At 67.0% G+C, this 24,120-nt stretch carries 27 protein-coding genes; 11 read left to right on the forward strand and 16 right to left on the reverse strand.

Annotated features, from left to right (window positions below):
- Positions 1 to 96: 96 nt before the first annotated feature.
- The 4 genes from F622_RS0108355 to F622_RS0108370 form a co-directional block, all read right to left on the reverse strand.
- The gene (locus F622_RS0108355) at positions 97 to 480 is read right to left on the reverse strand and encodes a hypothetical protein (protein WP_019571692.1); all 384 of its coding nucleotides are present in this window, start codon (positions 478 to 480) and stop codon (positions 97 to 99) included.
- A 206-nt stretch (positions 481 to 686) separates the two neighbouring features.
- Positions 687 to 1,712 (reverse strand): sensor domain-containing diguanylate cyclase, encoded by a 1,026-nt coding sequence (locus tag F622_RS0108360; RefSeq protein ID WP_019571693.1) that lies wholly within the window; start codon positions 1,710 to 1,712, stop codon positions 687 to 689.
- Positions 1,713 to 1,767: 55 nt separating this feature from the next.
- Complete coding sequence (locus F622_RS0108365; RefSeq protein ID WP_019571694.1) at positions 1,768 to 2,535, reverse strand: hypothetical protein; 768 nt, start codon at positions 2,533 to 2,535, stop codon at positions 1,768 to 1,770.
- Positions 2,536 to 2,542: 7 nt separating this feature from the next.
- On the reverse strand, positions 2,543 to 4,099 hold the full coding sequence (locus F622_RS0108370; protein ID WP_019571695.1) for an EAL domain-containing protein: 1,557 nt from the start codon (positions 4,097 to 4,099) through the stop codon (positions 2,543 to 2,545).
- A gap of 199 nt (positions 4,100 to 4,298) precedes the next feature.
- Here F622_RS0108370 and F622_RS0108375 point away from each other — a divergent pair, with 199 nt between their 5' ends.
- Positions 4,299 to 4,478 carry a hypothetical protein gene (locus tag F622_RS0108375; RefSeq protein WP_018170098.1) on the forward strand — a complete coding sequence of 60 codons (180 nt, stop codon included), beginning with the start codon at positions 4,299 to 4,301 and terminating at the stop codon, positions 4,476 to 4,478.
- Here the strand turns inward: F622_RS0108375 and F622_RS0108380 are convergent.
- Together F622_RS0108380 and F622_RS0108385 are read right to left on the reverse strand one after the other, a co-directional pair.
- Positions 4,458 to 5,414 carry a pentapeptide repeat-containing protein gene (locus F622_RS0108380; protein WP_018170097.1) on the reverse strand — a complete coding sequence of 319 codons (957 nt, stop codon included), beginning with the start codon at positions 5,412 to 5,414 and terminating at the stop codon, positions 4,458 to 4,460. The two genes, F622_RS0108375 and F622_RS0108380, sit on opposite strands and share 21 nt — an antisense overlap.
- An 85-nt stretch (positions 5,415 to 5,499) precedes the next feature.
- Positions 5,500 to 6,426, reverse strand: coding sequence for a patatin-like phospholipase family protein (locus F622_RS0108385; protein WP_019571696.1), 927 nt, complete (start codon positions 6,424 to 6,426; stop codon positions 5,500 to 5,502).
- Positions 6,427 to 6,573: 147 nt separating this feature from the next.
- Between F622_RS0108385 and F622_RS0108390 the strand changes: the two genes are divergently transcribed.
- From F622_RS0108390 to trxC, 3 genes are all read left to right on the forward strand, one after another.
- Positions 6,574 to 7,149, forward strand: a complete 576-nt coding sequence (locus F622_RS0108390) for a hypothetical protein (RefSeq protein ID WP_019571697.1) — start codon at positions 6,574 to 6,576, stop codon at positions 7,147 to 7,149.
- Positions 7,150 to 7,188: 39 nt separating this feature from the next.
- Positions 7,189 to 8,064, forward strand: coding sequence for a cupin-like domain-containing protein (locus F622_RS0108395; protein WP_018170094.1), 876 nt, complete (start codon positions 7,189 to 7,191; stop codon positions 8,062 to 8,064).
- 76 nt (positions 8,065 to 8,140) lie between these two features.
- Positions 8,141 to 8,575, forward strand: coding sequence for a thioredoxin TrxC (gene trxC, locus F622_RS0108400; RefSeq protein ID WP_026182010.1), 435 nt, complete (start codon positions 8,141 to 8,143; stop codon positions 8,573 to 8,575).
- 58 nt (positions 8,576 to 8,633) lie between these two features.
- Here the strand turns inward: trxC and F622_RS0108405 are convergent, their stop codons facing one another.
- The gene (locus F622_RS0108405) at positions 8,634 to 8,990 is read right to left on the reverse strand and encodes a hypothetical protein (RefSeq protein ID WP_018144230.1); all 357 of its coding nucleotides are present in this window, start codon (positions 8,988 to 8,990) and stop codon (positions 8,634 to 8,636) included.
- A 52-nt stretch (positions 8,991 to 9,042) separates the two neighbouring features.
- Positions 9,043 to 10,035 (reverse strand): MDR family oxidoreductase, encoded by a 993-nt coding sequence (locus F622_RS0108410; protein WP_019571698.1) that lies wholly within the window; start codon positions 10,033 to 10,035, stop codon positions 9,043 to 9,045.
- A 172-nt stretch (positions 10,036 to 10,207) separates the two neighbouring features.
- Here F622_RS0108410 and F622_RS0108415 point away from each other — a divergent pair, with 172 nt between their 5' ends.
- Entirely contained in the window at positions 10,208 to 11,644 is a 1,437-nt protein-coding gene (locus tag F622_RS0108415) for a diguanylate cyclase (protein WP_024326173.1), read from the forward strand.
- A 15-nt stretch (positions 11,645 to 11,659) separates the two neighbouring features.
- Here the strand turns inward: F622_RS0108415 and F622_RS0108420 are convergent, their stop codons facing one another.
- The 3 genes from F622_RS0108420 to F622_RS0108430 form a co-directional block, all read right to left on the reverse strand.
- Positions 11,660 to 11,983 (reverse strand): hypothetical protein, encoded by a 324-nt coding sequence (locus F622_RS0108420; RefSeq protein ID WP_019571700.1) that lies wholly within the window; start codon positions 11,981 to 11,983, stop codon positions 11,660 to 11,662.
- 138 nt (positions 11,984 to 12,121) lie between these two features.
- On the reverse strand, positions 12,122 to 12,865 hold the full coding sequence (locus F622_RS0108425; protein ID WP_019571701.1) for a class I SAM-dependent methyltransferase: 744 nt from the start codon (positions 12,863 to 12,865) through the stop codon (positions 12,122 to 12,124).
- Between the two features lie 123 nt (positions 12,866 to 12,988).
- Positions 12,989 to 13,693 (reverse strand): VTT domain-containing protein, encoded by a 705-nt coding sequence (locus F622_RS0108430; protein ID WP_019571702.1) that lies wholly within the window; start codon positions 13,691 to 13,693, stop codon positions 12,989 to 12,991.
- A 136-nt stretch (positions 13,694 to 13,829) separates the two neighbouring features.
- Between F622_RS0108430 and F622_RS0108435 the strand changes: the two genes are divergently transcribed.
- Both F622_RS0108435 and F622_RS0108440 read left to right on the forward strand, forming a co-directional pair.
- Positions 13,830 to 15,362: an AAA family ATPase gene (locus F622_RS0108435; protein WP_019571703.1), complete on the forward strand. Its 1,533-nt coding sequence runs from the start codon at positions 13,830 to 13,832 to the stop codon at positions 15,360 to 15,362.
- A 134-nt stretch (positions 15,363 to 15,496) separates the two neighbouring features.
- Complete coding sequence (locus F622_RS0108440; protein ID WP_018144223.1) at positions 15,497 to 15,958, forward strand: glycine zipper 2TM domain-containing protein; 462 nt, start codon at positions 15,497 to 15,499, stop codon at positions 15,956 to 15,958.
- Positions 15,959 to 15,979: 21 nt separating this feature from the next.
- On the opposite strand, the gene F622_RS0108445 is transcribed toward F622_RS0108440, so the two are convergent.
- Positions 15,980 to 17,344: a diguanylate cyclase gene (locus tag F622_RS0108445; RefSeq protein WP_019571704.1), complete on the reverse strand. Its 1,365-nt coding sequence runs from the start codon at positions 17,342 to 17,344 to the stop codon at positions 15,980 to 15,982.
- Positions 17,345 to 17,586: 242 nt separating this feature from the next.
- On the opposite strand from F622_RS0108445, the gene F622_RS0108450 reads away from it, so the two are divergent.
- Positions 17,587 to 18,075 (forward strand): PleD family two-component system response regulator, encoded by a 489-nt coding sequence (locus F622_RS0108450; protein ID WP_018144221.1) that lies wholly within the window; start codon positions 17,587 to 17,589, stop codon positions 18,073 to 18,075.
- Between the two features lie 24 nt (positions 18,076 to 18,099).
- Here F622_RS0108450 and F622_RS0108455 read toward each other — a convergent pair whose 3' ends face one another.
- From F622_RS0108455 to amrB, 4 genes are all read right to left on the reverse strand, one after another.
- Positions 18,100 to 19,110: an adenosine deaminase gene (locus F622_RS0108455; protein WP_019571705.1), complete on the reverse strand. Its 1,011-nt coding sequence runs from the start codon at positions 19,108 to 19,110 to the stop codon at positions 18,100 to 18,102.
- 76 nt (positions 19,111 to 19,186) lie between these two features.
- Positions 19,187 to 19,801: a rhomboid family intramembrane serine protease gene (locus tag F622_RS0108460; RefSeq protein WP_018170084.1), complete on the reverse strand. Its 615-nt coding sequence runs from the start codon at positions 19,799 to 19,801 to the stop codon at positions 19,187 to 19,189.
- On the reverse strand, positions 19,791 to 20,369 hold the full coding sequence (amrA, locus tag F622_RS0108465; protein ID WP_019571706.1) for an AmmeMemoRadiSam system protein A: 579 nt from the start codon (positions 20,367 to 20,369) through the stop codon (positions 19,791 to 19,793). Before amrA ends, F622_RS0108460 begins: the two co-directional genes overlap by 11 nt.
- On the reverse strand, positions 20,366 to 21,166 hold the full coding sequence (gene amrB, locus F622_RS0108470) for an AmmeMemoRadiSam system protein B (protein WP_018170082.1): 801 nt from the start codon (positions 21,164 to 21,166) through the stop codon (positions 20,366 to 20,368). The genes amrA and amrB overlap by 4 nt, the downstream gene beginning before the upstream one ends.
- Before the next feature lie 85 nt (positions 21,167 to 21,251).
- On the opposite strand from amrB, the gene amrS reads away from it, so the two are divergent.
- The 3 genes from amrS (at position 21,252) to F622_RS0108485 (ending at position 24,069) form a co-directional block, all read left to right on the forward strand.
- A complete protein-coding gene (gene amrS / locus F622_RS0108475; protein WP_019571707.1) occupies positions 21,252 to 22,373 on the forward strand; it encodes an AmmeMemoRadiSam system radical SAM enzyme in 1,122 nt (373 codons plus the stop codon).
- A 61-nt stretch (positions 22,374 to 22,434) separates the two neighbouring features.
- Entirely contained in the window at positions 22,435 to 22,959 is a 525-nt protein-coding gene (locus tag F622_RS0108480) for an Hsp20/alpha crystallin family protein (protein ID WP_018170080.1), read from the forward strand.
- Between the two features lie 78 nt (positions 22,960 to 23,037).
- The gene (locus F622_RS0108485) at positions 23,038 to 24,069 is read left to right on the forward strand and encodes a DUF2235 domain-containing protein (protein WP_018170079.1); all 1,032 of its coding nucleotides are present in this window, start codon (positions 23,038 to 23,040) and stop codon (positions 24,067 to 24,069) included.
- The last annotated feature ends 51 nt before the right edge of the window (positions 24,070 to 24,120 follow it).

Consider the following 24,120-nt stretch of genomic DNA (forward strand, 5'->3'; position numbering starts at 1 on the left):
TGAAGGCGCAAACCGTATTCAAGAGGCAGATTTCAGGGGCGGTCACGCGGCGTCAATGCGGCGCGGTTCAGTGGGGCGCGGGTACGGGCGGAGATGTTAGCGCGGGCGTTCGCGGGAATCGAGTTGATCCAGCGGGTCGTGGGCATCCTCGCGCTGGCGGACGCGTTGTTCGTGTGTCCGGGGGTCGGTAAGGGAGGGATCCGCCTGCACGTTTCGCACGACGAGGAAGGTCCATACCGTCGCAAACACCCACAGGAACAGACCGATTGCCAGCGGGAAGCCGCCGTAGCCGGAGATGCCGGCCAGGCCGGTCAGCAGGGCATAGGCGATGGAGACGAGGGCGGCCGCCCAGACGATGGCGATCGGCGCGGCGCAGCTGTGGGCGGCGGCGCCGTAGCGGTAGGCCCCCACGGGGGGCAGCACGATCCCGAGAAATCGGTAGAGCGCGGGTTCCCGAGCGGGGTGATGCAGGCTGGTCATGTCGATCTCTCCCTCCGGGGTGCCCCTTTCCCCGGAGTCTGGTCCGAATCCGGGATGTTTTCCACGTGGCCCGGCGACCGCTGCGCGAGGACTGGACGTGGATCACGGCCCTGGCGCTCGGCCCGGCCGCGGATGGACTGCGTTCCGGTCCCTGCACGGGCGCGGTCCGGTTGCTATCCGTTCAGATCACCGGCGATGGGGATGGTTCAGGGCCTGGGTTTGGCGGTGTCGGCCGCGGCAATGGCGACCCGGTCGCGCCCGCCGCGCTTGGCCTGGTACAGGGCGCGGTCCGCGGCTTCGACCACCTGCGTGGCGTGGCGGGTCTCGTCGGGGGTGAGGCAGCCGACCCCGGCGCTGGCGGTCAGTGTGGGGGCCACGCGGGAACTCGCGTGCGGGATCGCCTCCTCGCGGATGCGCTGCAGGCAGCGCTCGGCCAGCGCGTGGGCCGCGTCGATATCGGTGTCGGGCAGGATCAGTACAAACTCCTCCCCGCCCAGGCGTGCCAGCAGGTCCTGTTCGCGGCCGACGACGCCGGCGAGGCAGGTGGCGATCCGCTGCAGACAGCCGTCGCCGGCCGGGTGGCCGTAGCGGTCGTTGTATTCCTTGAAGTGGTCGATATCGAGCATGACGGCGGAGAGCGGGCGCTGGTCGCGCCGGGCGTGGGCCCACTCGCGTTCGAGTACGAGATCGAACTGCCGACGGTTGGCGATACCGGTGAGCGAATCGCGGTAGGACAGGGCCTCCAGTTCGGACTTCAGGCGCAGCAGCTCTTCTTCCTGTTGCTTGCGCTCGCTGATGTCGAACATAAAGCCCACGAGTGCCTCGACCTCGCCGTCCTTGCGCACCACGTGGACCACATCGCGAATCCAGATGTAGTGGCCCTCCCGGGTCAGGGCACGGTAATCGGCCTCGTGGTCGACCCCGGACTGCGACTGTGCCACACAGAAGTTGACGACCGATTCGCGGTCGTCCGGGTGCATACGCTCCACCCAGTCGTCGATACTGACCCAGCTCTCCGGCGTCCAGCCCAGCAACGCCTCGATCTGCGGGCCGATGTAGGTGAACCGCATGGTGGCCCAGTCGATGCGCCAGGGGATGGCACGGGTGGACTCCAGCAGCGTGCGATAGACGGTGCTGTCCGGTTCCATCTCGGGGTGCGTGGTGGGCGATTCGATGCCCGGTCCCAGTGCCGTCCCTGTGTTCTCCGGCTGGTCGGCTGCGGTCGCGTTCATGGCGAATCAAGTCCTTCTTCGGGGCGCAGGCGGTATTGCGTGGTGGTTGGATTGATCAGCTGGCGGCGAGGGGCTGGATCAGCAGCTCGATCTGCGGGGAGAACGCCTCGCTGTCGAGGTTCCCGGCCGGAGTGGTGGTGCCGAAGACGCGCAGGACCAGGCGTTCGGGGGCGACCCCGGCGTTCTCCAGGCGGCGGCCCGCCGCCATCGCATCGTCCTCCGTGCCCTCCGACGAGGTGTCGGATGCGTCCATGCCGTGTCCATGCGCGATGACGGTCACCAGGCTGGCACCAAACTCGTCGAGCAGCCGGCCGATGGTATCCAGGGCGCGGGCCTGGTCCGCACCTTCCGGCAGGGTCACGCGGATACCCGAATCCTGATGATCGATCGCGCTGGGTTGTCCGGACAACTCCTGGCGCAGGCGGGCCCCCAGGACGTCCATGTAGTAGCCCAGGCGACCGGGGTCCAGGGTTTCGTGACCCTGTTCCCTCAGGAAGACGCGTCGTTCGCTTTCGGCGCTGGACGAGCGGGCGATGTGCAGGCCCAGCGACGGTTCGGTGGGTTCCGTCGAGCGGGTTTCCGTCTCGGTATCCGTATCCGTACCTGCGGCCGTATCCGTATCCGTTTCGGGCTGGCTATCGGTGCCTGCGGGTGGCGCCGTATCGGTTTCCGGCGCGGCGGGTTCGGAGGCGGGGCGGTCGCCAGTGGGAGCCGGTGCATCCTGCTCCACCGGCAACAGGGCACAGCCCGAGGCCATCGCGGACAGTAACAGGGGGAGCGCCAGGATTCGGCCCGAGCGACGGGTGTTCGAAGATTGGAACATGGTCTCCTCAGTGTTGGCGGCACCAGTCGAGGAAGGCCTCGGCGGACAAGGGCCGACTGAAGTGGTAGCCCTGTCCGCCTTCCACGCCCTGCGCGCGCAACCATTCCACCTGGTGGGCCGATTCGATGCCCTCGGCGACGATCTGCAGATTGAGCGAGCGCGCCATCTCGATGATGTGGCCGATGACATTGCTGGTCACCGCTTCGTGGGCGATGGCATCGGCAAAGGTCTTGTCGATTTTTAGTGTATCGAGTTCGAAACGTTCCAGGTAGGAAAGGCTCGAATATCCTGTGCCAAAGTCGTCGATGGCGATGTGGTGGCCGCGCCGGCGCAGTTCCCGCAGGCGGGCGCGGATGGCGTCTTCGTTGAGCAGGGAGCGTTCGGTCAGCTCCAGCTTGATCGCGGAGGGTGCGACACCTGCCTCGCGCAGGGCCTTGCGCAGCGCATCCCCGAAGCGGTCGGAGGCCAGGTCGTGGCCGGTAATGTTGAGGTTGATGGCCTGCTCGGGATGAGCCCGCAGGTTGTCGCCCAGATCGCGGAGGATCGCGCGCAGGATCGCCAGGGTCAGATCGGTGGCCTGCCCGGTGTCCTCGGCGAGCGGCACAAAGACATCCGGGCGGATGGTCTCGTCGCCCTCGCGATGCCAGCGGGCCAGAGCCTCGGCACCCCGGCAACGGCCGTCCGCGAGGTCGACGATGGGCTGGTACTCGACACTCAGGCGCTCGTTGGCAATGGCCTCGCGCAGCTCGCTGGCCAGGCTCAGGTGGCGGCGCAGGTAATGCAGGACCAGGAGTAGCCAGAGGGTCACCAAGAGCAGCCCGAAGATGCCCGCCACGATCAGGGTGGAAAGGTAGCGATCCCAGAAAGCCGCCAGCGGCTGCGCGGCAATGATGTCGACCGGGAAGATCGTGTCCAGCGAGAAGCGGCTGACGATGCGTCCCTGGGCGCGGTCGACGCTCAGGCCAATGGGGGTGGCGGCGGGTGATGGCAGGTCGGCGTCAGCGGGATAGCGGCTCATGGGAAGGCCTTCGACCCACAGGCCGACCCGCTGCTTGTCCAGCAGGCCCGGACTGATCAACAGGCGTGGGTCGATCGCGACATCATGCTGGCCGAAGCGCATCAGGAACAGCTCCACACCGCCCACGGCGGTGTCCGCGCTCGGCCACCAGGCGACCACGCCGGTGTCGTAGATGCGGCTGGCACGCGGTGGTGTGAGGGCCTCGCCCTGGACAAACCCCGCACCGCACTGGCGTTCGGCCGCGCGCCAGTAACCGATGGCACGCACATGAGGCCGTGCGATGGCCGCGTCCTGAAGGCGTTCCAGGTGCTCCGGGGAGCAGGGTTCCAGATCCAGCTGGTTGAGGCTGTCCAGTAGTTCGCGGGCGTCTACCAGCGCGGCTTCGGTCTGTTCGCCCAGACGCTGGGAGAGTTCGGCCAGGCGCTTCTCCTCGGCGACCACGGATTCCTGCCACAGGAACCAGGCCAGGGCGGCGAGCGGCAGCAGGATGCCGAGCAGGGTCGCGGCGGAGACCGAGAGCAGGACCTTGTCGCGTCGGGTGACCATATTCACCAGGGGCCGGGATCGAACGGATCGAGAGTAGCACGGGGCGGACCTCAGGCCGGTACCCGTAATGTCACGGAGATTCGGCAACGTCTATGGTCAGAATGAGGAGTCCGTGCCGGGAGGTGTTGCCATGAACCAGGATCGGAAAGAGGGCGGAGATGGGGGCGCGACGATGTCGCACGAAACATCCGGAACGCGAATGCCGCAGGCCCTGCGCAGCCGGATCAGCATGCATGACGGTGTCACCGATTGGTGCGACTGCTGTTCCTGCGAGGCCGAGCCGTACTGGGCGGAGGTGGCCGAGGAGCTGGGAATCGATCCGGATCCGGGCGTGGCACGTGGAGGGCGCGCCCGCGGGTCAGTCGCAGCTCCCGACTGAGTCACGGGCGCAGATGCGGCCGTCGGTCCAGATGCTGCGGCTTAGGTAAGCAGCGTCCAGCCGGGCACCGGAGAGGTCGGCATCGGTCAGGTTGGCGTGGGCGAGATTGGCATTCTCGAGGTTGGCGTCGACCAGGCGAGCCTGGATCAGGTCCGCGCCGGTCAGGTTGGCGCCAGCGAGATTCGCGCCCTCCAGTCCGGCCAGGGCGAGGTCCGCGAAACGCAGATCCGCGTCGGTCAGCCGTGCACCGTGCAGGCGCGCGCCGGCCAGGCGGGTGCTGTGAAGTGACGCGCCCGTCAGGTCGGCATCGCGCAGGTCGGCACCGGCCTTGTCACAGTAGTTCCAGTTGACCCCGGGCCCCGCGGCCTGTTCGCAGTTGGGCCCGGGGTCGCGCTCCAAGGCAATCCCGAAGGCGAGCAGCAGGCCGATGGCCAGGGTGACTGCAAGGCCACCCGCGATCCAGGGCCGCGGCCCGCGGACCCACTCACTCCAGGGCGGCGCCGGCCGTTCCAGTATCTCGGCCCATTGTTGGCGATGGGAGATCGTCGCGGGCGATTCGGGACAACGGCGGTCCCCCTTGCGGCGCTCGCGGATCTCGGCGGGCGGGTTGTCGTCGCGCCGTTCCCGCCGGCGTTCGTCCTCGCGCAGGCGGGCCTGGTTCAGGCGTTCGCGGCCCTCCGGGGTGTGGGCGTTCTGCAACTCTTCGGGGATCAGGTGAGGGCGCTGGTCGATGCGCCACCAGGTCTCGCGGTCGAGGCTGACCTGGTCATCCGGGCGCAGCCGGCCCAGGATCAGGAAGCGCCCGATCGAGCGCTGAGGGTAGGGCCCGCAGACCTGATCATCGCGTCGGGTAAACCACAGCTCATGGCGTCCGTCGCCGGTTCCCGGGGGCGGATCTTTTGCGTCTGGCCGGGGATCGGGGTTATCGCTGGTCACGGTTCTTGCAGGCTTCCCTTGGCACCGTGTCCGTTACGGTGGATGCCGCGAGTATAGGGCATGAAACAGGGATTCTGGGCACGGATTACCGGCTGGGGGCCGGGGGCTGGATGCCCCAGGTATCGAGCTGGGCGCGGAGTTCCCCGGCGGCGGGCTCCGCCTTCTCCAGGATCTCGTCGATCCGGTTGAAGTGCAGCAATCGGATGCCACCGGTATCCGGTACCAGGTAGAGATCCGGCGGGTCGAGGCGGGTCATGTGGCGGATGATGGAGCCCTGCATGATGCTGAAGCTCTTGAACAGCAGGTCGGTGATGCCGATGTCCTCGGTGGCGTTCGGCGAGCCATTGCCGGACACGTCCACGGCGATCACGTAGTCGTATTCGCCCTGCAGCAGATCATAGGGCAGCGGATTGGAGGCCCCGCCGTCGATCAGGGTCTGGCCGTCGTCGTGCCGGACCGGTTCGAACAGGCCGGGCACTGCCATGCTTGCCTCGATCGCCAGGAACAGGTCGCCCTGGTCGATCACCACGCTCTCGCCGGTGCGAAAGTCGGTGGCGACCACGGCGAAGGGGATGCGCAGGTCGTCGAAGTCGCGCGCCTCGGTGTGTTCGGCGAGGAAACGCAGGAACTCGCCCGAATCGAACAGGGCATTGCGGCCCAGGCGCAGGGGGACAAGGTCCAGCAGCTTGATCTCGGAGCGCGCCAGCCCGGTCAGGGCATCAAGCTCGGATCCGGAAAAGTCGTCGAACAGGTCGAAGATCTCGTCGGCATCGAGCCCGGCGGCGTACAGGCCGCCGATCACGGCGCCGATGCTGGTGCCGGTGATGCGGTCGGGCAGGACCCCCCGGTCGTCGAATACCTGCAGCATGGCGATATGCGCCAGTCCCCCGGCCCCGCCCGAGCCCAGCGCCAGGCCAATGGTGGGGGCGGGCGGTTCAGCGGGGTCCGCAGCCAGTGCGGCCGGGGCGGTGGCCAGAAACAGGGCGAGGAAAAGGAACGACAGCCGTCTCATGGGGCGATGCGTTTCCGGGGCGTGTGGGTCATGCTGCTACCCTGAGTCCGAATGCACGGACGGGCAAGAAGAGGGTCGCGCATGCGGGTCACAACAGGGAGTGGCGAGAGGGTCCCCCGCGCCTTCAAGTGGAGCTATCTCGCCTTCGTGCTGGTGCTGGTTCCGGTGTATGCCGTGGTGCACGGCTGGTTCAATTTTCTCTGGTTTTCCAACGTGGCGTTACTGGGCGGGCTGCTGGCGGCCTGGCTGGAGAGTCGCCGGATCGCGAGCATGATGCTGGTGGCCGTCGTGCTTCTGGAGCTGGGCTGGGTGCTGGATTTCCTGCTGAGCATGGCGGTCTGGGGCTGGGCCCCGCTGGGGGTTGTGCACTACATGTTCAACCCCGAGATCCCGCTGTTCGTGCGCCTGCTGTCGCTTTACCACCTGCCGCTTCCGTTCGTGCTGATCTGGATGGTCTGGCGTCTCGGGTATGACCCCCGTGCCTGGCGTTACATGGTGGGGCTGGGCTGGGCCATCCTGTTGCTGACCTTCGCGCTCGCGGATGCCGACAACAACGTGAACTGGGTGCTGGGTCCGGGTGGGCAGGTGCAGGAGTGGATGCACCCTGTTGCATGGCTGGCGGTGGTCATGGCGGTATGTTCCGGGGTGTGGTGGCTCACGCATCTGCTGTCTGCCTGGCTGTTGCCGCAGCGCAGCATCGCGCGCTGCGGGCGGGCTTGGTAGGCTGACGGGCTTCCCCCAGGCGAGGAAACGGGAGCGGAAATGATCGAGACTACGCCGGTAGAGCGGGTCGGGCTTGTCGAACCGGACACGTTCCTGCGGCAGTACAAGGCGGTCGCGCAACCGGTGATCCTGGAGGAGCTGACCCGAGAGTGGCCGGCACGGGAGCGCTGGACACCCGACTATTTTCGCGAGGTCGCCGGGGATGCCGTGGTGCCGCTGTACGACAGCCGGCCCGCGCGCGACAACGAGCATCAGCACGCCGCGTCCCTGCACATGCCGCTGGCGGAGTATCTGGACCTTCTGGAAGGGGGCGAGCGCGATCTGCGCCTGTTCTTCTTCAACCTGTTTGCCGCCCGGCCGACGCTGGCGCGCGACTTCGAGTTTCCCGACATCGGTTTGCGACTGTTCCGCAAGCTGCCCGTGCTGTTCATGGGCGGCAAGGACGCGCGCGTGCAGATGCACTTCGATATCGACCGCCCGGATATCCTGTTGTGCCACTTTGGCGGGCCGAAACGCGTACTGCTGGTCGCTCCCGAGTACACGCCGTACATGTATCACGTGCCTTTCTCATTCAGTGCGCTGGCCTCGGTGGACTTCGAGGATCCTGACTACCAGCGCCATCCGGCGCTGCGGCATGTGCGGGGGCACCTGGCCGAATTGCACCACGGGGATGTGCTCTATATCCCGCCGGGGTTCTGGCACTACGTGCTGTATGACGACATCGGCTTTTCCATGGCACTGCGGGCGTTTCCGCGTGACCTGCCGAATGTCGCGCGGATGCTGAGCAACCTGCTGGTGACGCGGACCATCGAGGGCACCATGCGCAAACTGGTCGGGCAATCCTGGAACGACCGCAACGAACGCCGCGCGGTGGAACGCACCGAACACTTTCTCGCCCGGCATCCTGCGGCCTGATGGATCCAGGCACGCGCTCGCGGAGTAAGATCAGGGTGCTGGCCTTTTCTTCTTCTGCCTGGAACGAGGTGCTGCCGTGAGTGAAGCCCTGCACGTGGTCTGTCCGCATTGTGACGCGGTGAATCGAATCCCTGCGACACGGCTGGGTGCCGGCCCGAAGTGTGGCCAGTGTCATCGGTCGTTGTTCGGCCAGGATCCGCTGGAACTGACCGCCACGAATTTCCTCCGCCACCTCGAGCGCAACGATATCCCGCTGTTGGTGGACTTCTGGGCGCCGTGGTGCGGCCCCTGCAAGATGATGGCCCCGCAGTTCCGCCAGGCTGCGGCGGACCTCGAGCCGACCGTGCGGCTGGCGAAGGTGAATACCGAGGCGGAGCCGGAGCTGGGCCGGCGGTTTGCGATCCGCAGTATCCCGACCCTGGCGCTGTTCCGCGGCGGACGCGAAGTGGCGCGCCAGGCGGGCGCGATGGGGGCGGCAGATATCGTGCGCTGGACCCAGAGCCAGGTTTAGCCGGGCAAAGGTGGCTTCGTCGCGGTCGTCAGCATCGTAGGGTGCCGACGGTAATCAATCAGCGGCTGCCCAGTTCGCGCCAGGCCTCGTGGCCGCAGCTCATGCAGTGGTATTGCGCCTCGAAATGCCCCGGCTGGTTCGCACGTTCCCGGATCGTACCGTCCTGGAAGGTGAAGCTGCGCAGGGTGCAGCGCGGGCATTTTTCGACCGGGTCGCGGGGCGCACGTGGCTCGCTGGCCGCAGGCGTGTGGGTGCCATCGGTCCTGTCGGCGGCGTCCTCGATTGCCTGATTGAGCTCCCGGGTCAACTCGGCCGTGACCCGGTGGGCGGCCTCTGTGGTGTCCTCGCGGGCCATGGCCTCCAGCTCGGCCAGACGGTCACGGATGTGCTTTAGACGGGTTTCGAGTTCGGTCACGGGCGCCTCCAGGGTGGTATGCCCAGCATAGTCGGTTCGAGTTCGACGGGGGTTAATCCAGCCGGACTACTGTACGGCCGCGGATCTGGCCCTTCAGGATCGCTTCGCCGTAGTCCGGCAGGTCTTCCAGGCCGATCTCGCTGGTGATGGCGTCGAGATCGGCCCCGGGGAGCAGAGCGGCCAGGCGCTCCCAGGTGCCCCGCCGCCGCTCGGCGGGGCACAGGACCGAGTCGATCCCCAGCAGGTTGATCCCGCGCAGCAGGAACGGCAGGACCGTGGTCTGGAGCTGCGCGCCGCCGGCCAGGCCACAGGCGGCCACCGAACGTCCGTACGCCATCCCGGCGAGTACATGGGCCAGCATGTCGCCGCCGACCGTGTCCACACAGCCGGCCCAGCGTTCGCCCAGCAGCGGCTTGGCCGGCGCGTCGGCCAGCGCCTCGCGAGCCAAGATGGTGCTGGCGCCCAGTTGGTGCAGGTAGTTGGCGTTCTCCGGGCGTCCGGTCACGGCGGTGACCGTGTAGCCCAGGCGTGCCAGGAGCCGCACGGCGATGCTGCCCACGCCGCCGGAGGCACCGGTGACCAGAACCTCGCCGGTGCTCGGTTGCAATCCGTGGTCTTCCAGGGCCTGCACCGCCAGCATGGCGGTAAAGCCGGCAGTGCCCGCGGCCATCGCCTGGCGCGCGCTGTATCCGGGCGGCTGAGCGATCAGCCAGTCGCCGCGGACGCACGCGCGCTGGGCGTAACCGCCCCAGTGGGCCTCGCCGACACGGTAGCCGGTCAGCACGACGGGATCTCCCGGGCGGTAGCGCGGGTCCGCCGATTCGAGCACGGTCCCGGCCAGGTCGATGCCCGGCACGTGGGGATAATCCCGCACCAGGTTGCCCCGCCCCTGCAGGATCATGCCGTCCTTGTAGTTAAGCCCCGAATAGTGAACCTGGAGCAGGACCTCGCCCGCGGGCAGGTCGTCGAGGGTGAGTGTCCGGATCGTGGCCACCGGGCCGTCGGGCTGCGGTTCCAGGAGCAGGGCCTTGAAGGATTCGGTCATGCGAATCAGCGTCTCGTCAGGGAATGCAACGGCAGCCTAACAAACGGCCGTCTTTTCTGGCGCGAAGGGCGGGGAATGTTGCTAACCTCATTGAGATGGGCGAACGGGATTGCGCGTGTTCGCCGGGCGGCGTTGCGCCACGCGCCGATTGTTTCCCGTTGCGAGGATCATCATGGCGGCAGACCCCTCCGCGTGTTTCCATTCACAGATCATTGAATACGCTCCGGTTTGGGTAAACACCCTGGATACCGAGGGGCGGGTGACGCTGTGGAATCGCGCGGCGGAACGGATCAGCGGGTACAGCCGCGAGGAAGTCGTGGGACACGCGAGTATCTGGGAATGGCTTTTCCCCGACCCGGAGTATCGCGCGGCGGTCTTCGCCGAGGGGCAGGCCATCATTCACGAAGGCCGCGAGATCGCGGGCCTGGAGTCCACTATCTGCACCCGCAATGGCGAAGAGCGCACGCTGTCCTGGTATGCCCAGCGGTTTTTTGATGCCGAGGGCGCGCTGCTTGGGGCCAGCGTGATGGGCGAGGACATCACCGAGCGCAAGCAACTGGAACTCAGGGCACAGCACCAGTACCGGTTGCAGGAGGTGGTCTCGGCGATCTCCGCGCAGTTTGCGGACCTGTCGGCGGACGCGGTGGACGCGGCCGTTGTGCAGGCCCTGCAACGTCTGGGCGAGTTCTTCCGGATGGGGCGAGCCTACGTGATCTGTTTTCGCCCGGACCATGAGACGATGGACCTGGTGAGCGAGTGGTGCGCGCCCGGGGTCGGCCCCTTCCTCGACGAGATGCAAGGGATACCCATGGAGGCGCATGGTTGGGTGACCCGCCAGATTCGGCAGGGACACCCGGTGCACGTCCCCGATGTGGGTGCGCTCCCCGAGGCTGCGGTGGTGGAGCAGGCCGAGTTCCGGCGCCAGGATATCGAGTCCCTGTTGCTCATCCCGTTGATCAGTGATCAGAAGGCCTTCGGGCTCTTGGGCCTTGATTCGGTGGCCCGGCACTACGAGTGGAGCCCCGAACAGATCGCCGTGCTGCAGGTGGTGGCCGATATCATCGCCGGCACCTTCGCGCGCAAGGAGGTGGAGGCAGAGCTGGCCCGCCAGGCGCGGGTAGATGGCCTGACCGGCCTCGCCAACCGGCGCGAATTCGATGCCGTCCTGGAGCGCGAGTGCGGTTCGCGGCGCGAGGTGAACCTTGCGCTGTTGATGATCGATATTGACCACTTCAAGCCGTTCAACGACCGCTTTGGCCACCAGCGTGGGGACGACTGCTTGCGCCAGGTCGCGGAGGTATTGCGCGCCGCGGCACACCGGCCCACCGATCTGGTGGCGCGTTATGGCGGCGAGGAGTTTGCCTGCATCCTGCCGGACACCACCCTGGAGGGTGCGCGGGCGGTCGCCGAGCGCGTGCGCCGCAAGGTCGAGTCGTTGCAGCTGGGCCACCCGGATAATGTGACGGATGCGGTGACGGTCAGTCTCGGGGTATCCGCGGTCGACAGGGGGCGATCGGTGGCGCCGGAGGACCTTCTGGGAGAGGCCGACCGGCAGCTTTACTGCGCCAAGCGCGAGGGGCGAAACCGGGTTTGCGCGGCGGGGATGTGAGCCGCGCCGCCGGGGTTATTCGTCGCCGGCGGAGCGCGTCGGGCGCTCGCGCGGGTCGGCGGATCGAGCATCGGTGCGCTCGAGCAGGGTGACCACCGGGGTCGATTCGGAGTCCTCGCTGGCCAGCTGGTCACCCTCCATCCACGGTGGGGGCAGCTGCGGGCGCATGTCCTGTACCTGGGCAAAGTTCGGGAACTCGACCTTGGAGAACAGTTCCGCGGCGGATTCCTGTGCCTCCGGGTTTTGCACGGTCAACACGAACCCGGTGGCCAGCACCAGCAGGGAAAACTGGAAGCGCTGATCGCGGTAGGTGGAACGTGAACGCAGCAGGTCGAGCATTGGATGGTCTCTCGGGAGTATTACCTGTACAGACAGTACGCCCGGACGAGGGTTTCCATCAAGCAGGCCCGGTGCGGAGCGGGGCTTTGAGTCGCCACCGACCCGGGTCGTGTCAGGGGCAGCCGGGGGCGTGTTGCTTCAGGATGCGCGGCGGCAGACCAGAAAGACCTCTTCGACGCCGTCGGTGGCGACCATGCCGGGGGTCAATTCGAGGGGCTTTTGCAGGCGCAGTCCCAGGGGCATCAGGAAGCGGTTGTAGACCTTCATCGCGACCGGCCGATGACGTTGCAGGAACCACATGCCGAGGTCATTGAGGCGCGAGGATTTGGGCTTCATGCCGAAGATTGCGCTTTGCTCGATCTGCAGGTGGTGGCGTTCCAGCAGTTGCGTCAGCTTGGCCGGTTCATAGCGCCGGTAGTGGCCGACGATGTCGTCGAACGGCGTCCAGTATTCCGGGTGTAGCGGGGTGGAGAGCAGTACCCGGGCCCCGGGTGCCGCCACCCGCGAGAGCTCGGCCAGGGCCGCCTCGTCGTCTTCCACGTGCTCGACGATGTCCAGCGCGCACACCAGGTCGAAGCTCTGGTCGGCGTAGGGCAGGGCGGAGATGGGGGCGGTGTGGGTGATGCCGCCCGCGCTTTCCAGTGCCGCCAGGGCCGGTGGGCTGATATCGACAAAGTGGGTGCCGGCGATCGGCAGGCGCGGGCGCATGCCGGGCCCTACTTCGAGCCGGCGGGTATGCGATTTGGCCAGGCTGGATACCAGGCTCCAGGTGTTGAAGCGCTCCGGGTGCACCAGCCGCGTGTCCGCCCACAAGCCATCGTAGAAGCGCTGGTTGACGTCGCCGATGTCCGAATGTTGCTGCGGGGCAGTATCGTGGGTCACGCGGTGGCCGGGCTTGAATGGTGCGCAACAGTGTAACCAACCTGACGGGTGGTCACAGGCTGGCTGGGTAGACTCCGGGAAGCCGTTCTCGGTTTGGCGGGCGGGTCAGCGCCATCGGCTGTGTCATTCGTCGGTCTCAATGCGCCGTGAGTGGCGGCGCTGAATCCGGTGGCGCAGCGCGGCGCCCAGTAGCAACAGCACCGCCAGCGCAAACAGGGGCAGGAGGGTTTGCGGTTGCAGGGCCTCGCCGCTCGCGAGGGCGTCGGTGGTCCCGTGGATGGCGGTGGCGTACACGCTCCATTTGACGGCGAGCCCAAGGACGGCTGCCAGCAGGAAACGGCCAAGTGGAAGGCCCAGCGCGCCGCCGGCGTAGTTGACCATCGAATGGGGAAAGCCGGGGAGCACGCGCAGCGCGATCTGCGTGGCGAGGCCACTGTGGCGGTGCAGGAAATCGGCCAGCCAGGCGTCTTCGCGGCGTTCGTGATCGGGATGGCGCGCCAGGCGGGCGGACACGCGGTACGCACCCCAGGCACCACTGACGCTACCTGCGAGGAGCAGACCGATGGCTAACAGGGGCGGATGGAACGGGGCGATCAACCAGAGGATGAGCGTGCCGGGCAGGGCAAGGGTCAGCATCAGGGCCATCAGGAGCACCAGCCCTGCCGTGGCCCAGGGGCCGCCCGCGACGGCATCGCCCCAGGCCAGCAGGCGGACCGGATCGCCGATCCACAGCGCGATGCCGATGCCCAGCGCGATCAGCAGCACCAGCAGGCCGCGCCCGATGTTGGCGCGGGAAAACCCGTTGGGTCGGGGGCGGGGGGGCGTCATTGAGCGGGGCCTCCGGGGAGCGTCCGGCGTGATGCGGTCAGAGTAGCGGATGCGCAATCCCAAGGTTCGGTGGGCAGGTCGCATCGGCGCCGCGGATCGGTACACTCGGCTCAGGCACCCGGGGAGGAGACGCGCATTGAGCAAGAAGCTGGAGAATCAGACGGCACACAAGATCCTGCGCGGGCTCAAGTCGCACTATCCGGTGTTCTACCTTCTCGGCTGGGACGAAGATCGCATAGAGCGGCTGCTGCGTTCGGTCGCACGTTCGTTCTACGGCGAAGACGGCCACCTGGAAGTCTGGTCGGCGAGTCACGGATTTGGCGAGCACGACGACCCGAATGCCCCGACGACGGACCCGGTAGCTGCAGTGGCGCGGGTGGCGGCCGGCGAGACGGATGCCCCGCGCATGGTCCTGCTGAAGGATCTGCCCATGTGGTTCGATGACAACCCGGCGCTGGTGCGCGGAGTGCGCGACCTGTACTACCAGCTGAAGAAGGGACGCAACGTGGTGTTCCTCAGCTGCCCGTTGCTGAAGCTGCCGGAGATCCTGAAAAAGGAGGTCTTCCTGGTCGAGGTGGAGCTGCCGTCCGAGGCCGAGGTGCTGGAGCAGCTCGAACACACCCGCGGCGCCGAGGCGGTCCCGCGCGAGCAGTTGTTCCGGGTGGCGGCGGGAATGCGCGGCCTGTCGCTCAACGAGGTCGGGCACCTGAGTGCGCGGCTGTTCCGCGGCAAGCCGCTGCCCGAGGCCGACATGCTGGCCGAGATCCAGGAGGAGAAGGGCCAGATCCTGCGCAAGGAGAGCTGCCTCGAGTTCTATCCGCCACAGCGCTCGCTGGAGGATATCGGCGGTCTGGAGAACCTCAAGGAATGGGTGCGCACACGCGCTGACCTGTTCACCGAGAAGGCCTGGAACGACAACGTCCCGCTGCCGGCCGGGGTGCTGTTCATGGGGGTGAGCGGCTGCGGCAAGAGCATGGCCGCCAAGGCCATCGCCACCGCCTGGGGGCTGCCGCTGGTGCGGCTGGACATGAGCCTGGTGCTGTCCGGCAGTTTCGGTACGCCGGAATACGCCTTTGCCCGGGCCACCCGGATCGCCGAGGAGATCGCGCCGATGGTGCTGTGGGTCGACGAGCTGGAGAACGCCTTCGGTTTCGATAGTCACGCCGCGGGCAGCGCCGGCAATGTCAACATCTTCTCCAGCTTTCTCACCTGGCTGCAGGAGAAGTCGCCCCGGGTGTTCGTGGCGGCGACCGCGAACCGCATCCAGCAGCTCCCGGCCGAGCTGATGCGCAAGGGGCGCTTTGACCAGCTGTTCTTCCTCGACCTGCCGAATGTGGATGAGCGCAAGGAGATCCTGCGCATCCACGTCGAGCGTCACGGCGGCAACCTGGAGGACTTCAATCTGAACTACATGGCGGCCAGCACCGAGGACTGGAGCGGGGCCGAGATCGAGCAGGCGGTGAAGTCGGCGCGGATCGACGCCTACCAGGAGGGGCGGGTGTTCAACCAGCGCGACGTGATCCGCAACGTCATCAACACGGTACCGCTGTCGCGGACCATGGTGGAGCAGATCCGCGAGATCAAGAGCTGGGTCTTCCAGCGCGCGATCAATGCGTCGAAGCCGGAGCCGAAGGGCGCCGCATCCGGCCCGACAAAGCCGCCCGGCTGACCGCCCGGCCTGGTTTTCCGGGCGCCGGAGAGTGGGCCCCGGGTGGCCTATACTCCGGTCAGGGGGACGCCAGAGCCGGTACGGGTCCCGGTCCCCCACGGGTTCAGATACGGGTCGCCGGTGGAGGAATGCTCATGTGGCGCAATGTTTCTTTCGCGATTGTCCTGGCGGCGGTCCTGGGTCTCGGCGGCTGTGCGACCTATCAGGGGTCGCAGGAACAGGCCGGGATGGTGATCGGCGGCGTGCTGGGGGGCGTGCTTGGCTCGCAGGTCGGCTCCGGGCGTGGCCGGACCGCGGCGATCATTGCCGGCACCCTCGCGGGCGCGGCGATCGGTGGCTCGGTGGGCCAGTCCATGGACGAGGTCGACCGGTTGAAGACGGCCCAGACCCTGGAGAGTGTGCGGACGGGTGTGCCCTCGCGGTGGGTCAACCCCGACAGCGGCAACCAGTACACCGTGGTGCCGACGCGGACCTACGAGACCACCGCCGGCCCGTGCCGCGAGTACACCATCGACGCGGTGATCGGAGGCCAGACCGAGCAGGTGTACGGGACCGCCTGTCGGCAGCCGGACGGCAGCTGGCGTATCCAGGGCTGAGTGGCGGGCCTGGTCCGCGTCTCAGACAGACGGTTCCGGGGTCGGTTGCACCGGCCCGGGCGAGTCGGCGGCGGCGTGGATGTCCTTGCAGTCGGATTCGGCTCCAGCATCCAGGGTGCGCGAGACGACGCAGTCACGCCCCTCGCTCTTCGCCTGGTAGACGGCCTGGTCGGCGACCCGGAAGAGGTCGTTCATGTCCACCTCGCGACCGCAGGGACGACTGGTCACGCCGAAGCTGGCGGTAATGGTCAGTCCGGCGGGCTGGAGTTCGCGCAGTTGCTGGCGCAGCTCCTCGGCACGGGTATGGGCATCGAACAGGTCGCACTCGGGCAGGACCAGCAGGAATTCCTCGCCGCCGAAGCGCAGGGCGACATCGACCTCGCGCCCGGTGGTACGTAGCAACTCGCCCACACCAACCAGGACCTCGTCGCCCACCAGATGGCCGTGGCTGTCGTTGATCTGCTTGAAATGGTCGATATCCAGCAGGATCAGGCTGAGGGCCATGTCCTTCTGGTTGGCTTCGGTGAAGAAGCGTGCGGCGCATTCGGCCAGGACATTGCGATTGCGCAGGCCGGTGAGGGGATCGATCATCGCCATGTCGTAGAGTTTCTGGCGCTGGCCTTGCACTTCCTCGAGCAGGCGCTTGTTCGCCAGGAGGTTGCCGATGCGGGCGCGGACCTCGTCTTCCAGCACCGGCTTGGTCACGAAGTCGTTGACCCCCAGGCGGAAGAGCTCGGCGCGTCGGTTCGGGTCGTCGAGGCCGGACATCGCGACGATCGGCAGGCTGGTCTTGTCGGGGAAGCGGTGGCGCAGGCGGCTGACCAACCCCATGCCGCTGATGTCGCCCTCGACCAGGATATCGCTCAGGACCAGATCCCAGGTGGCCTCGTCGAAGGCATTCAGGGCGGCGGAGGCGCTCCGAAAGTGCGCTACTTCCAGACCCATGCCTTCGAGGATGCGAGTCATCACCCGGGCGACGGTGGGGCTGTCCTCGACATACAGCACATGCCCCTCATGGGCGTGTTCCACCGGCCGGCCGTAGCGTGCGGCCTGGTGGAACAGGTCACGGATGTTGGTCTTGTCGTGGAGATCGGTGGCGCCGGCCTCGAAGGCCGCGCGGCGTATGTCGTGGTCCTGCTTGGTGGTCAGCAGGATCAGCGGCAGATCATGGCCGGCGGATTTGTCGCGTGCCTGGCGGCAGAACTCGATCCCGCTCATGTCGGGCAGGGTAATGGAGGCGCAGACCAGCTCGAGGTCGTCTTCCTCGATGCGGACGAGGCCCTCCGCACCACTTGCGGCCATGATCGGCTTGTGTCCGGCGGCCAGGACCATTCGGCTCCACAGCGCCCGGAATACGCGGGAGTGGTCGACGACCAGGATCTTCATGGCGGGCCGTCCATTGGGCGGTCTCGCCGGGGCGCGGCCGTGCCCGGCGGCCGGAGCGTGTCTGCCGTCATGCTGGGCCCTGACTCCATTCAGTGATCCGCAGGCAAACCAGGATAATGCGCGTCTTCGCACCGGGCTTCAAACGAGCCGTCAAGGCGCGCTGGACAGCGCGTGCGGGCACGGGAACAATGCGGTCATCTGGCGTGCGACAACACACTACGGCCAGGGGAAAGGAGTCCGGCATGAGCTACATGCAGCGAATGGGGAGTCTGCTGCGGTTCGGCAAGGCTGGCGAGCGGCGTACAAAGGCACGCCAGGAGGCCGCTCGCGGGCTGCGGGTGTTGGTGGTGGATGATTCGCGCACGGTGGTCGCGCTGCTCACCAGCATGCTCAAGCAGAACGAGCTGGAGCCGATTGGCGTCGGCGATGCCGAGGAGGCGCTGGCTTTGGCGCGCGAGAATCCACCGGACCTGATCTTCCTGGATATCCTCCTGCCCGGGATGACCGGGTTTGCCATGCTGCGTCAACTGCGCCGGGACCCCGCCACCGCGAAGGTGCCGGTGATCATGATCAGCGGCAACGAGGACGCGGTCGAGCAGTTCTTCCTCGATCGCATCGGCTCCGACGACTTCATGAAGAAACCCTTCGGCCGCGGAGAGGTGTTCACCCGCATCGAGCGCCTGGTGGCGAAGGGGCGTCTTCCGGCCCGCCCGACGCGCTTCTCCGGGTAGGAATCCCGGACCCGCTCTCGCGGTTCAGGCGGCCTGCCGGGCCCGCCAGTCGCCGATCTCGTCGTGCAGGCGCTGTTTTGCGCTGGCTTCCAGGAACGCGGCGTCGACGGCGTTGCGTGCCAGTTTTTCCAGGTCATCCAGGTCCAGCTGCAGGGCCGCGGCCGTGGCGCGGAAGTTTTCCCCCACGTAGCCGCCGAAATAGGCCGGGTCATCCGAGCTGATGGTGACGCACAGCCCCGCGTCCATCAGGCGCTTCAGGTTGTGTTGTTCCAGGCGCTCGAATACGCACAGCTTGATGTTGGACAGCGGGCAGACGGTCAGCGGGATCTGCTCCCGCGCCAGGCGCTGCATCAGGTCGGGGTCCTGCTCGGCCTGGACGCCGTGGTCGATGCGCGCGACCTTGAGCAGGTCCAGTGCCTGCCAGATGTAGTCCGGTGGTCCCTCCTCGCCGGCATGCGCGACGGCGGGGAATCCCTCGGCCCGCGCGCGCTCGAACACGGCCTGGAATTTCTCCGGCGGGTTGCCCAATTCGGCCGAGTCCAGCCCGACTGCGTGGATGTGCTCGCGCCAGGGCAGGGCGGTCTCCAGGGTTTCCATCGCGGCCTCGGCGCTCAGGTGGCGCAGGAAACAGAGAATCAGGCGGCTGGTGATGCCGAGCTCCCGTTCGCCGTCGGCCAGCGCGCGGTGGATGCCGTCGATGACCGTCGCGAAGGGCACGCCGCGTTCGGTGTGGGTCTGCGGGTCGAAGAAGATCTCGGTGTGGCGGACGTGGTCGTCCCGGCAGCGTTCGAGGTACGCCCAGGTCAGGTCGTAGAAATCCTGCTCGGTCAGCAGGACGCAAGCGCCCGCGTAGTAGATATCGAGGAAGGATTGCAGGTCGTGAAACTGGTAGGCGGCCCGAACCTCCTCGACCGAGGCATACGGGAGATCGACATCGTTGCGCTCGGCCAGGGCGAACATCAGCTCGGGTTCCAGGGAGCCCTCGATGTGCAGGTGCAGCTCGACCTTGGGGAGCGTGGCGATGGCGTCTTGCATGGCGGGATCCTGCGGTGTCGGGGAGGAAAGTGCGCAGAGGCTAGAACTGCCCGGGGCGTGCGACAAGTAACCGGGGTCACCCGAGGGGCGAGAGCAGTTCCTGGAAGAATCGCGCCAGCAGGCCGGGTTCCAGCCACAGCATGAAGGCGATGCCCCAGGCGCCGCCCCACAGGTGGGCGCTGTGGTTGATGTTGTCGCGGTTCTGGCGCTGGGCATAGAGCGAATAGCCGACATAGAGCGCCGCAAACACGATGGCGGGGACCGGGATAAAGAACACGAACAACAGCGACCACGGCTGCAGCAGGATGTAGGCGAACAGCACCGCGGAGACCGCGCCGGAAGCGCCCAGCGAGCGGTAGCCCGGGTCACGCAGATGGCTCAGATGGCTTGGCAGACTGGCGAGGACGATGGCGGCCAGATAGAACAGCACGAAGCCGCCCATGCCGATCGCGGGCACCAGCACGCGCTCCATGGCCATGCCGAAGAAAAACAGCGTGATCATGTTGAACGCGAGATGAGTGCCATCGGCATGGATGAAGCCGTGGGTCACCAGGCGCCAGTATTCGCCGCGCTGCACCGATGGCGGGTGATGGATCATCGCCTGCAACCAGCGCGGGTTCTGCCATGCGAGCAGGGAGACCGCGACGGTGGCGACGATCAGGTACAGCGTCACACTCGGTTCAAAGTTCACCGGCAACCTCCAAGGACCCGTAGCGCCAGGCCTGCAGGCCGTCGGGCCAGCTGCCCGGCGCCAGCCCGGCCTTTTGCAGCAGGGCATCGAGGAAGGTCTCGGGGTCGGGCAGTTGTTCCCAGACCGCAGGGAGGAAGGTGGCGCGGCGCGCTCCGGCCTGAAGGACCAGGCCGTCCCGGCCCGGTTGTAGCTGATCCAGCAGGCCCTTGCGCTGCGCGGCCTCCATGCGTCGCGACGCGGTCAGCAGCGTGACCGAGTAGGCGAGACCGGCCAGTTCCGACGTGCGCAGCGGCGGAAAGCGCGGGTCATTGAGCGCCGCCGCGCGAGCGTTGTGCAGGACGTCCGCGGCCAGGGGCCGGTGGGCCTCCAGCGTGCCGATGCAGCCGCGCAGGGTTTCCCCTTGCTTCAGGGTGACGAAGCTGGCGCCGGGATCGGGTAGCGGGTCGGGCTCCTGTCCCAGTGCAATGGGGCGGGCGGGGGCATGGTGCGCGGCCCGCCGGATGGCATCCGCGGCCAGTTCCAGCAGGCGCTCGCGCGCCGGCGCGGGCAGGTCGATGGTGTGCGTCATTGCAGCATCCAGGCGCCGTAGCCGACCACCTGGTCGCGCGGGCCGGCGGTGTCGCCGGAGTTGCGCTGGTCCAGTGTGGTGATGGTGAGACCGCGCTGCCGCGCGAGCCGCAACAAGCCCGCCAGCGGCCGGCAGCCGCAGGCCTGTTCCGGCCCCAGCGCGTGTTCGTCCAGCTGTTCGATGGCACGGGTGGTGGCCGTGTCCAGGCGGCACGCGGTGGCATAGTCGTGGAAGTGGGAGAGATCCGAACTCACGACGATCAGGGTCTCCGGGCCGCCCCACAGCCGTTCCAGCACGCTCGCGACCTGCTCGGACGAGGCATCCCCGACCACCAGCGGGACGAGTTCGAATGTCCCCAGTGCCACCTGCAGGAACGGCAGGTGGGCCTCCAGGCTGTGTTCCGGTCCGTGGGCGATGTCCAGTAACTGGACGCCGGGCAGGTCCGCGATGGCTTCCAGGGCTTTGTGGTCCACGGGGAGGTCTCCCAGCGGGCTGCGGTAGGCCGTTGCCGTAGTGGTCGCGATGCCGCGGAAGGGCACGCGATGCGATGGACCCAAGAGGATGACGCGCTGGATCTTCCCCGCCAGGGGGCGGATGTGCGCATAGACCGAGGCCGCCACCGGGCCGGAGTACGGGTAGCCGGCATGCGGCGCGATCAGGGCCTTGGGCGGCGCCGCGTCCGCTACGAGTGGGACGGCATCGAGCAAGCGGGTGACCGTGGCGCGCAGCTCCTCGGGATCGGCAGGGTAGAACTGGCCCGCGATGGCGGGCTCGCGGATGCGGGGCTGTGCCGTCATTGGGGGGCTCCATCAAACATTATGTTGTTGAATATTGGGATTGTGTCCTCATATACAAGACCATGAATCACGGTCTGGACTGGATATGAACGACATCCCCGAACACGACGCATTCACCGTCGCCACGCGCTACTGGCATGCCCTGGAGGATGGCCGCGTACAGTGCGATCTGTGCCCGCGCTACTGCAAGCTGAAGCCCGGACAGCGCGGCGCATGCTTTGTGCGCGCCAATCTCGACGATGCCGTGGTGCTGACCAGCTATGGGCGTTCCTCCGGCTACTGCGTGGATCCGATCGAGAAGAAGCCGCTCAATCACTTCCTCCCGGGCAGTCCGGTGTTGTCGTTCGGCACGGCCGGCTGCAACCTGGCCTGCAAGTTCTGCCAGAACTGGGACATCAGCAAGTCGCGCGAGATCGACACGCTGGCCGATCGCGCCGATCCCGAGACCATTGCACGTGCCGCCGAGGCGCTGGACTGTCGCGCGGTGGCCTTTACCTACAACGACCCGGTGATCTTCCACGAGTACGCCATCGACGTGGCGGCGGCCTGCCGCGCCCGGGATATCCGCACGGTGGCCGTGACGGCCGGTTACATCACCGAGCAGGCGCGCGGCGAATTCTTTGCCGCCATGGATGCGGCGAACGTGGACCTGAAGGCATTTACCGAGCGCTTCTATCACAAGCTGACCGGGGCCCATCTGCAGCCAGTACTCGACACCCTGGAATGGCTGGTGCACGAGACCGATACCTGGGTCGAGATCACCACGCTGCTGATCCCGGGGGAGAACGACAGCGATGCGGAGATCACCTCCATGGCGCAATGGGTCCGGGAGCATCTGGGGCCGGATGTGCCGCTGCATTTCACCGCCTTCCATCCGGATTTCAAGATGACCGAACACCCGCGCACGCCGATCGATACGCTGCAGCGGGCGCGGCGCATCGCTCGCGAGCAGGGTCTCCATCACGTGTATACCGGCAATGTGCATGACACGGAGGGCCAGAGCACCTGGTGTGCGGGCTGCGGGCAACGCGTGATTGGCCGCGACGGGTACGAACTCTCGGACTGGAAACTGACCGCCGATGGTTGCTGCAACGCCTGCGGGGCATCGGTGCCCGGGGTGTTCGAGGCGCGCCCCGGCAACTGGGGCGCGCGGCGTCAGCCGGTGCGGCTAGCCGATTTTCGGGGGGGGCTGATTCGCAGGGCTTGAAAAGTCCCTCTCCGCGACCTAGTTAACTCGGTAGACAGGATTTGCAACGGAGGTGATCACCATGGACCTGCAAAAGCTCAAGCCGTGGAACTGGTTCAAGCGCGAGGAGACCGCGAGCACGGAGGTCGTGCCGGCTCGGCGCGAGGGCGCCGACCCCTTGATGCGCATGCACCGCGAGATGGACCGGATGTTCGAGGATTTCTTTGGCTCGGCCCTCGGGATGCGCGGGGGTGATGCCGCCGCCTCGATGCTGCTCAAGCCCAGTGTGGATATCGCGGAGAGCCGCGAGGCCTACCGGATCAGCGTCGAGGTGCCGGGGATCGAGGAGGACGCGATCGACCTGACGGTGGATGGCGACGACCTGATCATCTCCGGCGAGAAGCGCCAGGAGACCGAGGAAGACGACGCGGGCTACCATCGGGTGGAGCGGGCCTACGGACAGTTTCGCCGTATCCTCAGCCTGCCCGGGGACGCCGATATCGATGCCATCCAGGCGCGGTTCAAGAACGGTGTTCTGAAGATCGACATCCCCCGGCGCAAGGACGACGCCCGGCCGGGCGTGCGCCGGATCGAGATCGGCTCCTGAGGGGGGCATCACACGGCGGTATGCCGTGCGCTGAATGATCGCCGGGACCGCCCGACGACAAGGATGTGAGACCAGCGAATGACACGGCGGATCGTGATCTGTGCGGACGGAACCTGGAATCGCCCGGAGGAGGACGTCGAGTCGGACGTGCCGACCAATGTCCTGCGCCTGGCGCGGGCCATTGCGCCCGCCGATGCCATGGGCGACCCGCAGCAGGTCTACTACGACTGGGGCGTGGGGGCGTACTACGCAAAGATCTCGGGTGGCGTGACCGGGCGTGGCATCCACAAGAACATCCAGGATGCCTATCGCTACATCGTGCAGAACTACGCCCCCGGCAGCGAGATATTCCTGTTCGGTTTCAGCCGCGGGGCGTACACCGTTCGCAGCCTGTGCGGCTTGATCAACAACTGCGGGGTCCTGAAGCGCCCGGATGCACGGTTGATCGAGCAGGCCTTTCGGCACTACAAGAACACCGGCGCCAGCCATGCGCCCGAGGGCGAAGCCTCGCGTACCTTTCGCGCGAAACATGCACATCCCTCGCGGGAGATCCGCTTTGTTGGTGTCTGGGATACGGTCGGCGCGTTGGGAATCCCGTTCTCTCTGCTAGGAATGTTCGATCGTACGGACGAGTTCTACGACACCAAGCTGGGGTCCAACGTGCGCATCGCCCGCCATGCCATGGCGATCGACGAGACACGAGCCGACTTTGAGCCCACCCTGTGGGATCCGCGCCCGGGGCTGGACCTGAAACAGCTGTGGTTCAGTGGCGTGCATGCCGACGTGGGCGGCGGCTACGCCCCGGATGCCGAGGGGCGTCTCGCGTCAGAGGCCCCGCTGGCGTGGATGATCGAGCAAGCCCGGATGGCCGGACTGCAAGTGGAGGGGTATCTGCCGGATAACCTGCGCCCCGACCCGCTGGCGTCGCTGCACCGCTCGCGGCGGCACATCTATCGCCTGCGACGGCGCTATCGGCGTCCGTTGTACCAGTCGGGTCACCCGACCGAGGTGCATCCAAGTGCCCTGGAACGCTACCGGCAGGATGTCGACTACCAGCCCGGGAACCTGCGCACGTTTCTGGACGAATGGGGCTGGCCGGACGCCGACTGAATTCCCCCGGACGGAGTAAACGCTCGCGTTGGGAGGCCGGGTCTCCGTTAT

Origin of the sequence: Thioalkalivibrio sp. ALMg3 (assembly GCF_000381225.1) — a bacterium.
In the GTDB taxonomy this organism is placed as follows: Bacteria; Pseudomonadota; Gammaproteobacteria; order Ectothiorhodospirales; family Ectothiorhodospiraceae; genus Thioalkalivibrio; species Thioalkalivibrio versutus.

Bases quoted from the DNA above. Each gene is read 5' to 3' on its own strand.
- F622_RS0108355 (WP_019571692.1), bottom strand. From the start codon at position 480: ATGACCAGCCTGCATCACCCCGCTCGGGAACCCGCGCTCTACCGATTT.
- F622_RS0108360 (WP_019571693.1), bottom strand. From the start codon at position 1,712: ATGAACGCGACCGCAGCCGACCAGCCGGAGAACACAGGGACGGCACTG.
- F622_RS0108365 (WP_019571694.1), bottom strand. From the start codon at position 2,535: ATGTTCCAATCTTCGAACACCCGTCGCTCGGGCCGAATCCTGGCGCTC.
- F622_RS0108370 (WP_019571695.1), bottom strand. From the start codon at position 4,099: ATGGTCACCCGACGCGACAAGGTCCTGCTCTCGGTCTCCGCCGCGACC.
- F622_RS0108375 (WP_018170098.1), top strand. From the start codon at position 4,299: ATGCCGCAGGCCCTGCGCAGCCGGATCAGCATGCATGACGGTGTCACC.
- F622_RS0108385 (WP_019571696.1), bottom strand. From the start codon at position 6,426: ATGAGACGGCTGTCGTTCCTTTTCCTCGCCCTGTTTCTGGCCACCGCC.
- F622_RS0108395 (WP_018170094.1), top strand. From the start codon at position 7,189: ATGATCGAGACTACGCCGGTAGAGCGGGTCGGGCTTGTCGAACCGGAC.
- F622_RS0108410 (WP_019571698.1), bottom strand. From the start codon at position 10,035: ATGACCGAATCCTTCAAGGCCCTGCTCCTGGAACCGCAGCCCGACGGC.
- F622_RS0108415 (WP_024326173.1), top strand. From the start codon at position 10,208: ATGGCGGCAGACCCCTCCGCGTGTTTCCATTCACAGATCATTGAATAC.
- F622_RS0108420 (WP_019571700.1), bottom strand. From the start codon at position 11,983: ATGCTCGACCTGCTGCGTTCACGTTCCACCTACCGCGATCAGCGCTTC.
- F622_RS0108430 (WP_019571702.1), bottom strand. From the start codon at position 13,693: ATGACGCCCCCCCGCCCCCGACCCAACGGGTTTTCCCGCGCCAACATC.
- F622_RS0108440 (WP_018144223.1), top strand. From the start codon at position 15,497: ATGTGGCGCAATGTTTCTTTCGCGATTGTCCTGGCGGCGGTCCTGGGT.
- F622_RS0108445 (WP_019571704.1), bottom strand. From the start codon at position 17,344: ATGAAGATCCTGGTCGTCGACCACTCCCGCGTATTCCGGGCGCTGTGG.
- F622_RS0108450 (WP_018144221.1), top strand. From the start codon at position 17,587: ATGAGCTACATGCAGCGAATGGGGAGTCTGCTGCGGTTCGGCAAGGCT.
- F622_RS0108455 (WP_019571705.1), bottom strand. From the start codon at position 19,110: ATGCAAGACGCCATCGCCACGCTCCCCAAGGTCGAGCTGCACCTGCAC.
- amrA (WP_019571706.1), bottom strand. From the start codon at position 20,369: ATGACGCACACCATCGACCTGCCCGCGCCGGCGCGCGAGCGCCTGCTG.
- amrB (WP_018170082.1), bottom strand. From the start codon at position 21,166: ATGACGGCACAGCCCCGCATCCGCGAGCCCGCCATCGCGGGCCAGTTC.
- amrS (WP_019571707.1), top strand. From the start codon at position 21,252: ATGAACGACATCCCCGAACACGACGCATTCACCGTCGCCACGCGCTAC.
- F622_RS0108480 (WP_018170080.1), top strand. From the start codon at position 22,435: ATGGACCTGCAAAAGCTCAAGCCGTGGAACTGGTTCAAGCGCGAGGAG.
- F622_RS0108485 (WP_018170079.1), top strand. From the start codon at position 23,038: ATGACACGGCGGATCGTGATCTGTGCGGACGGAACCTGGAATCGCCCG.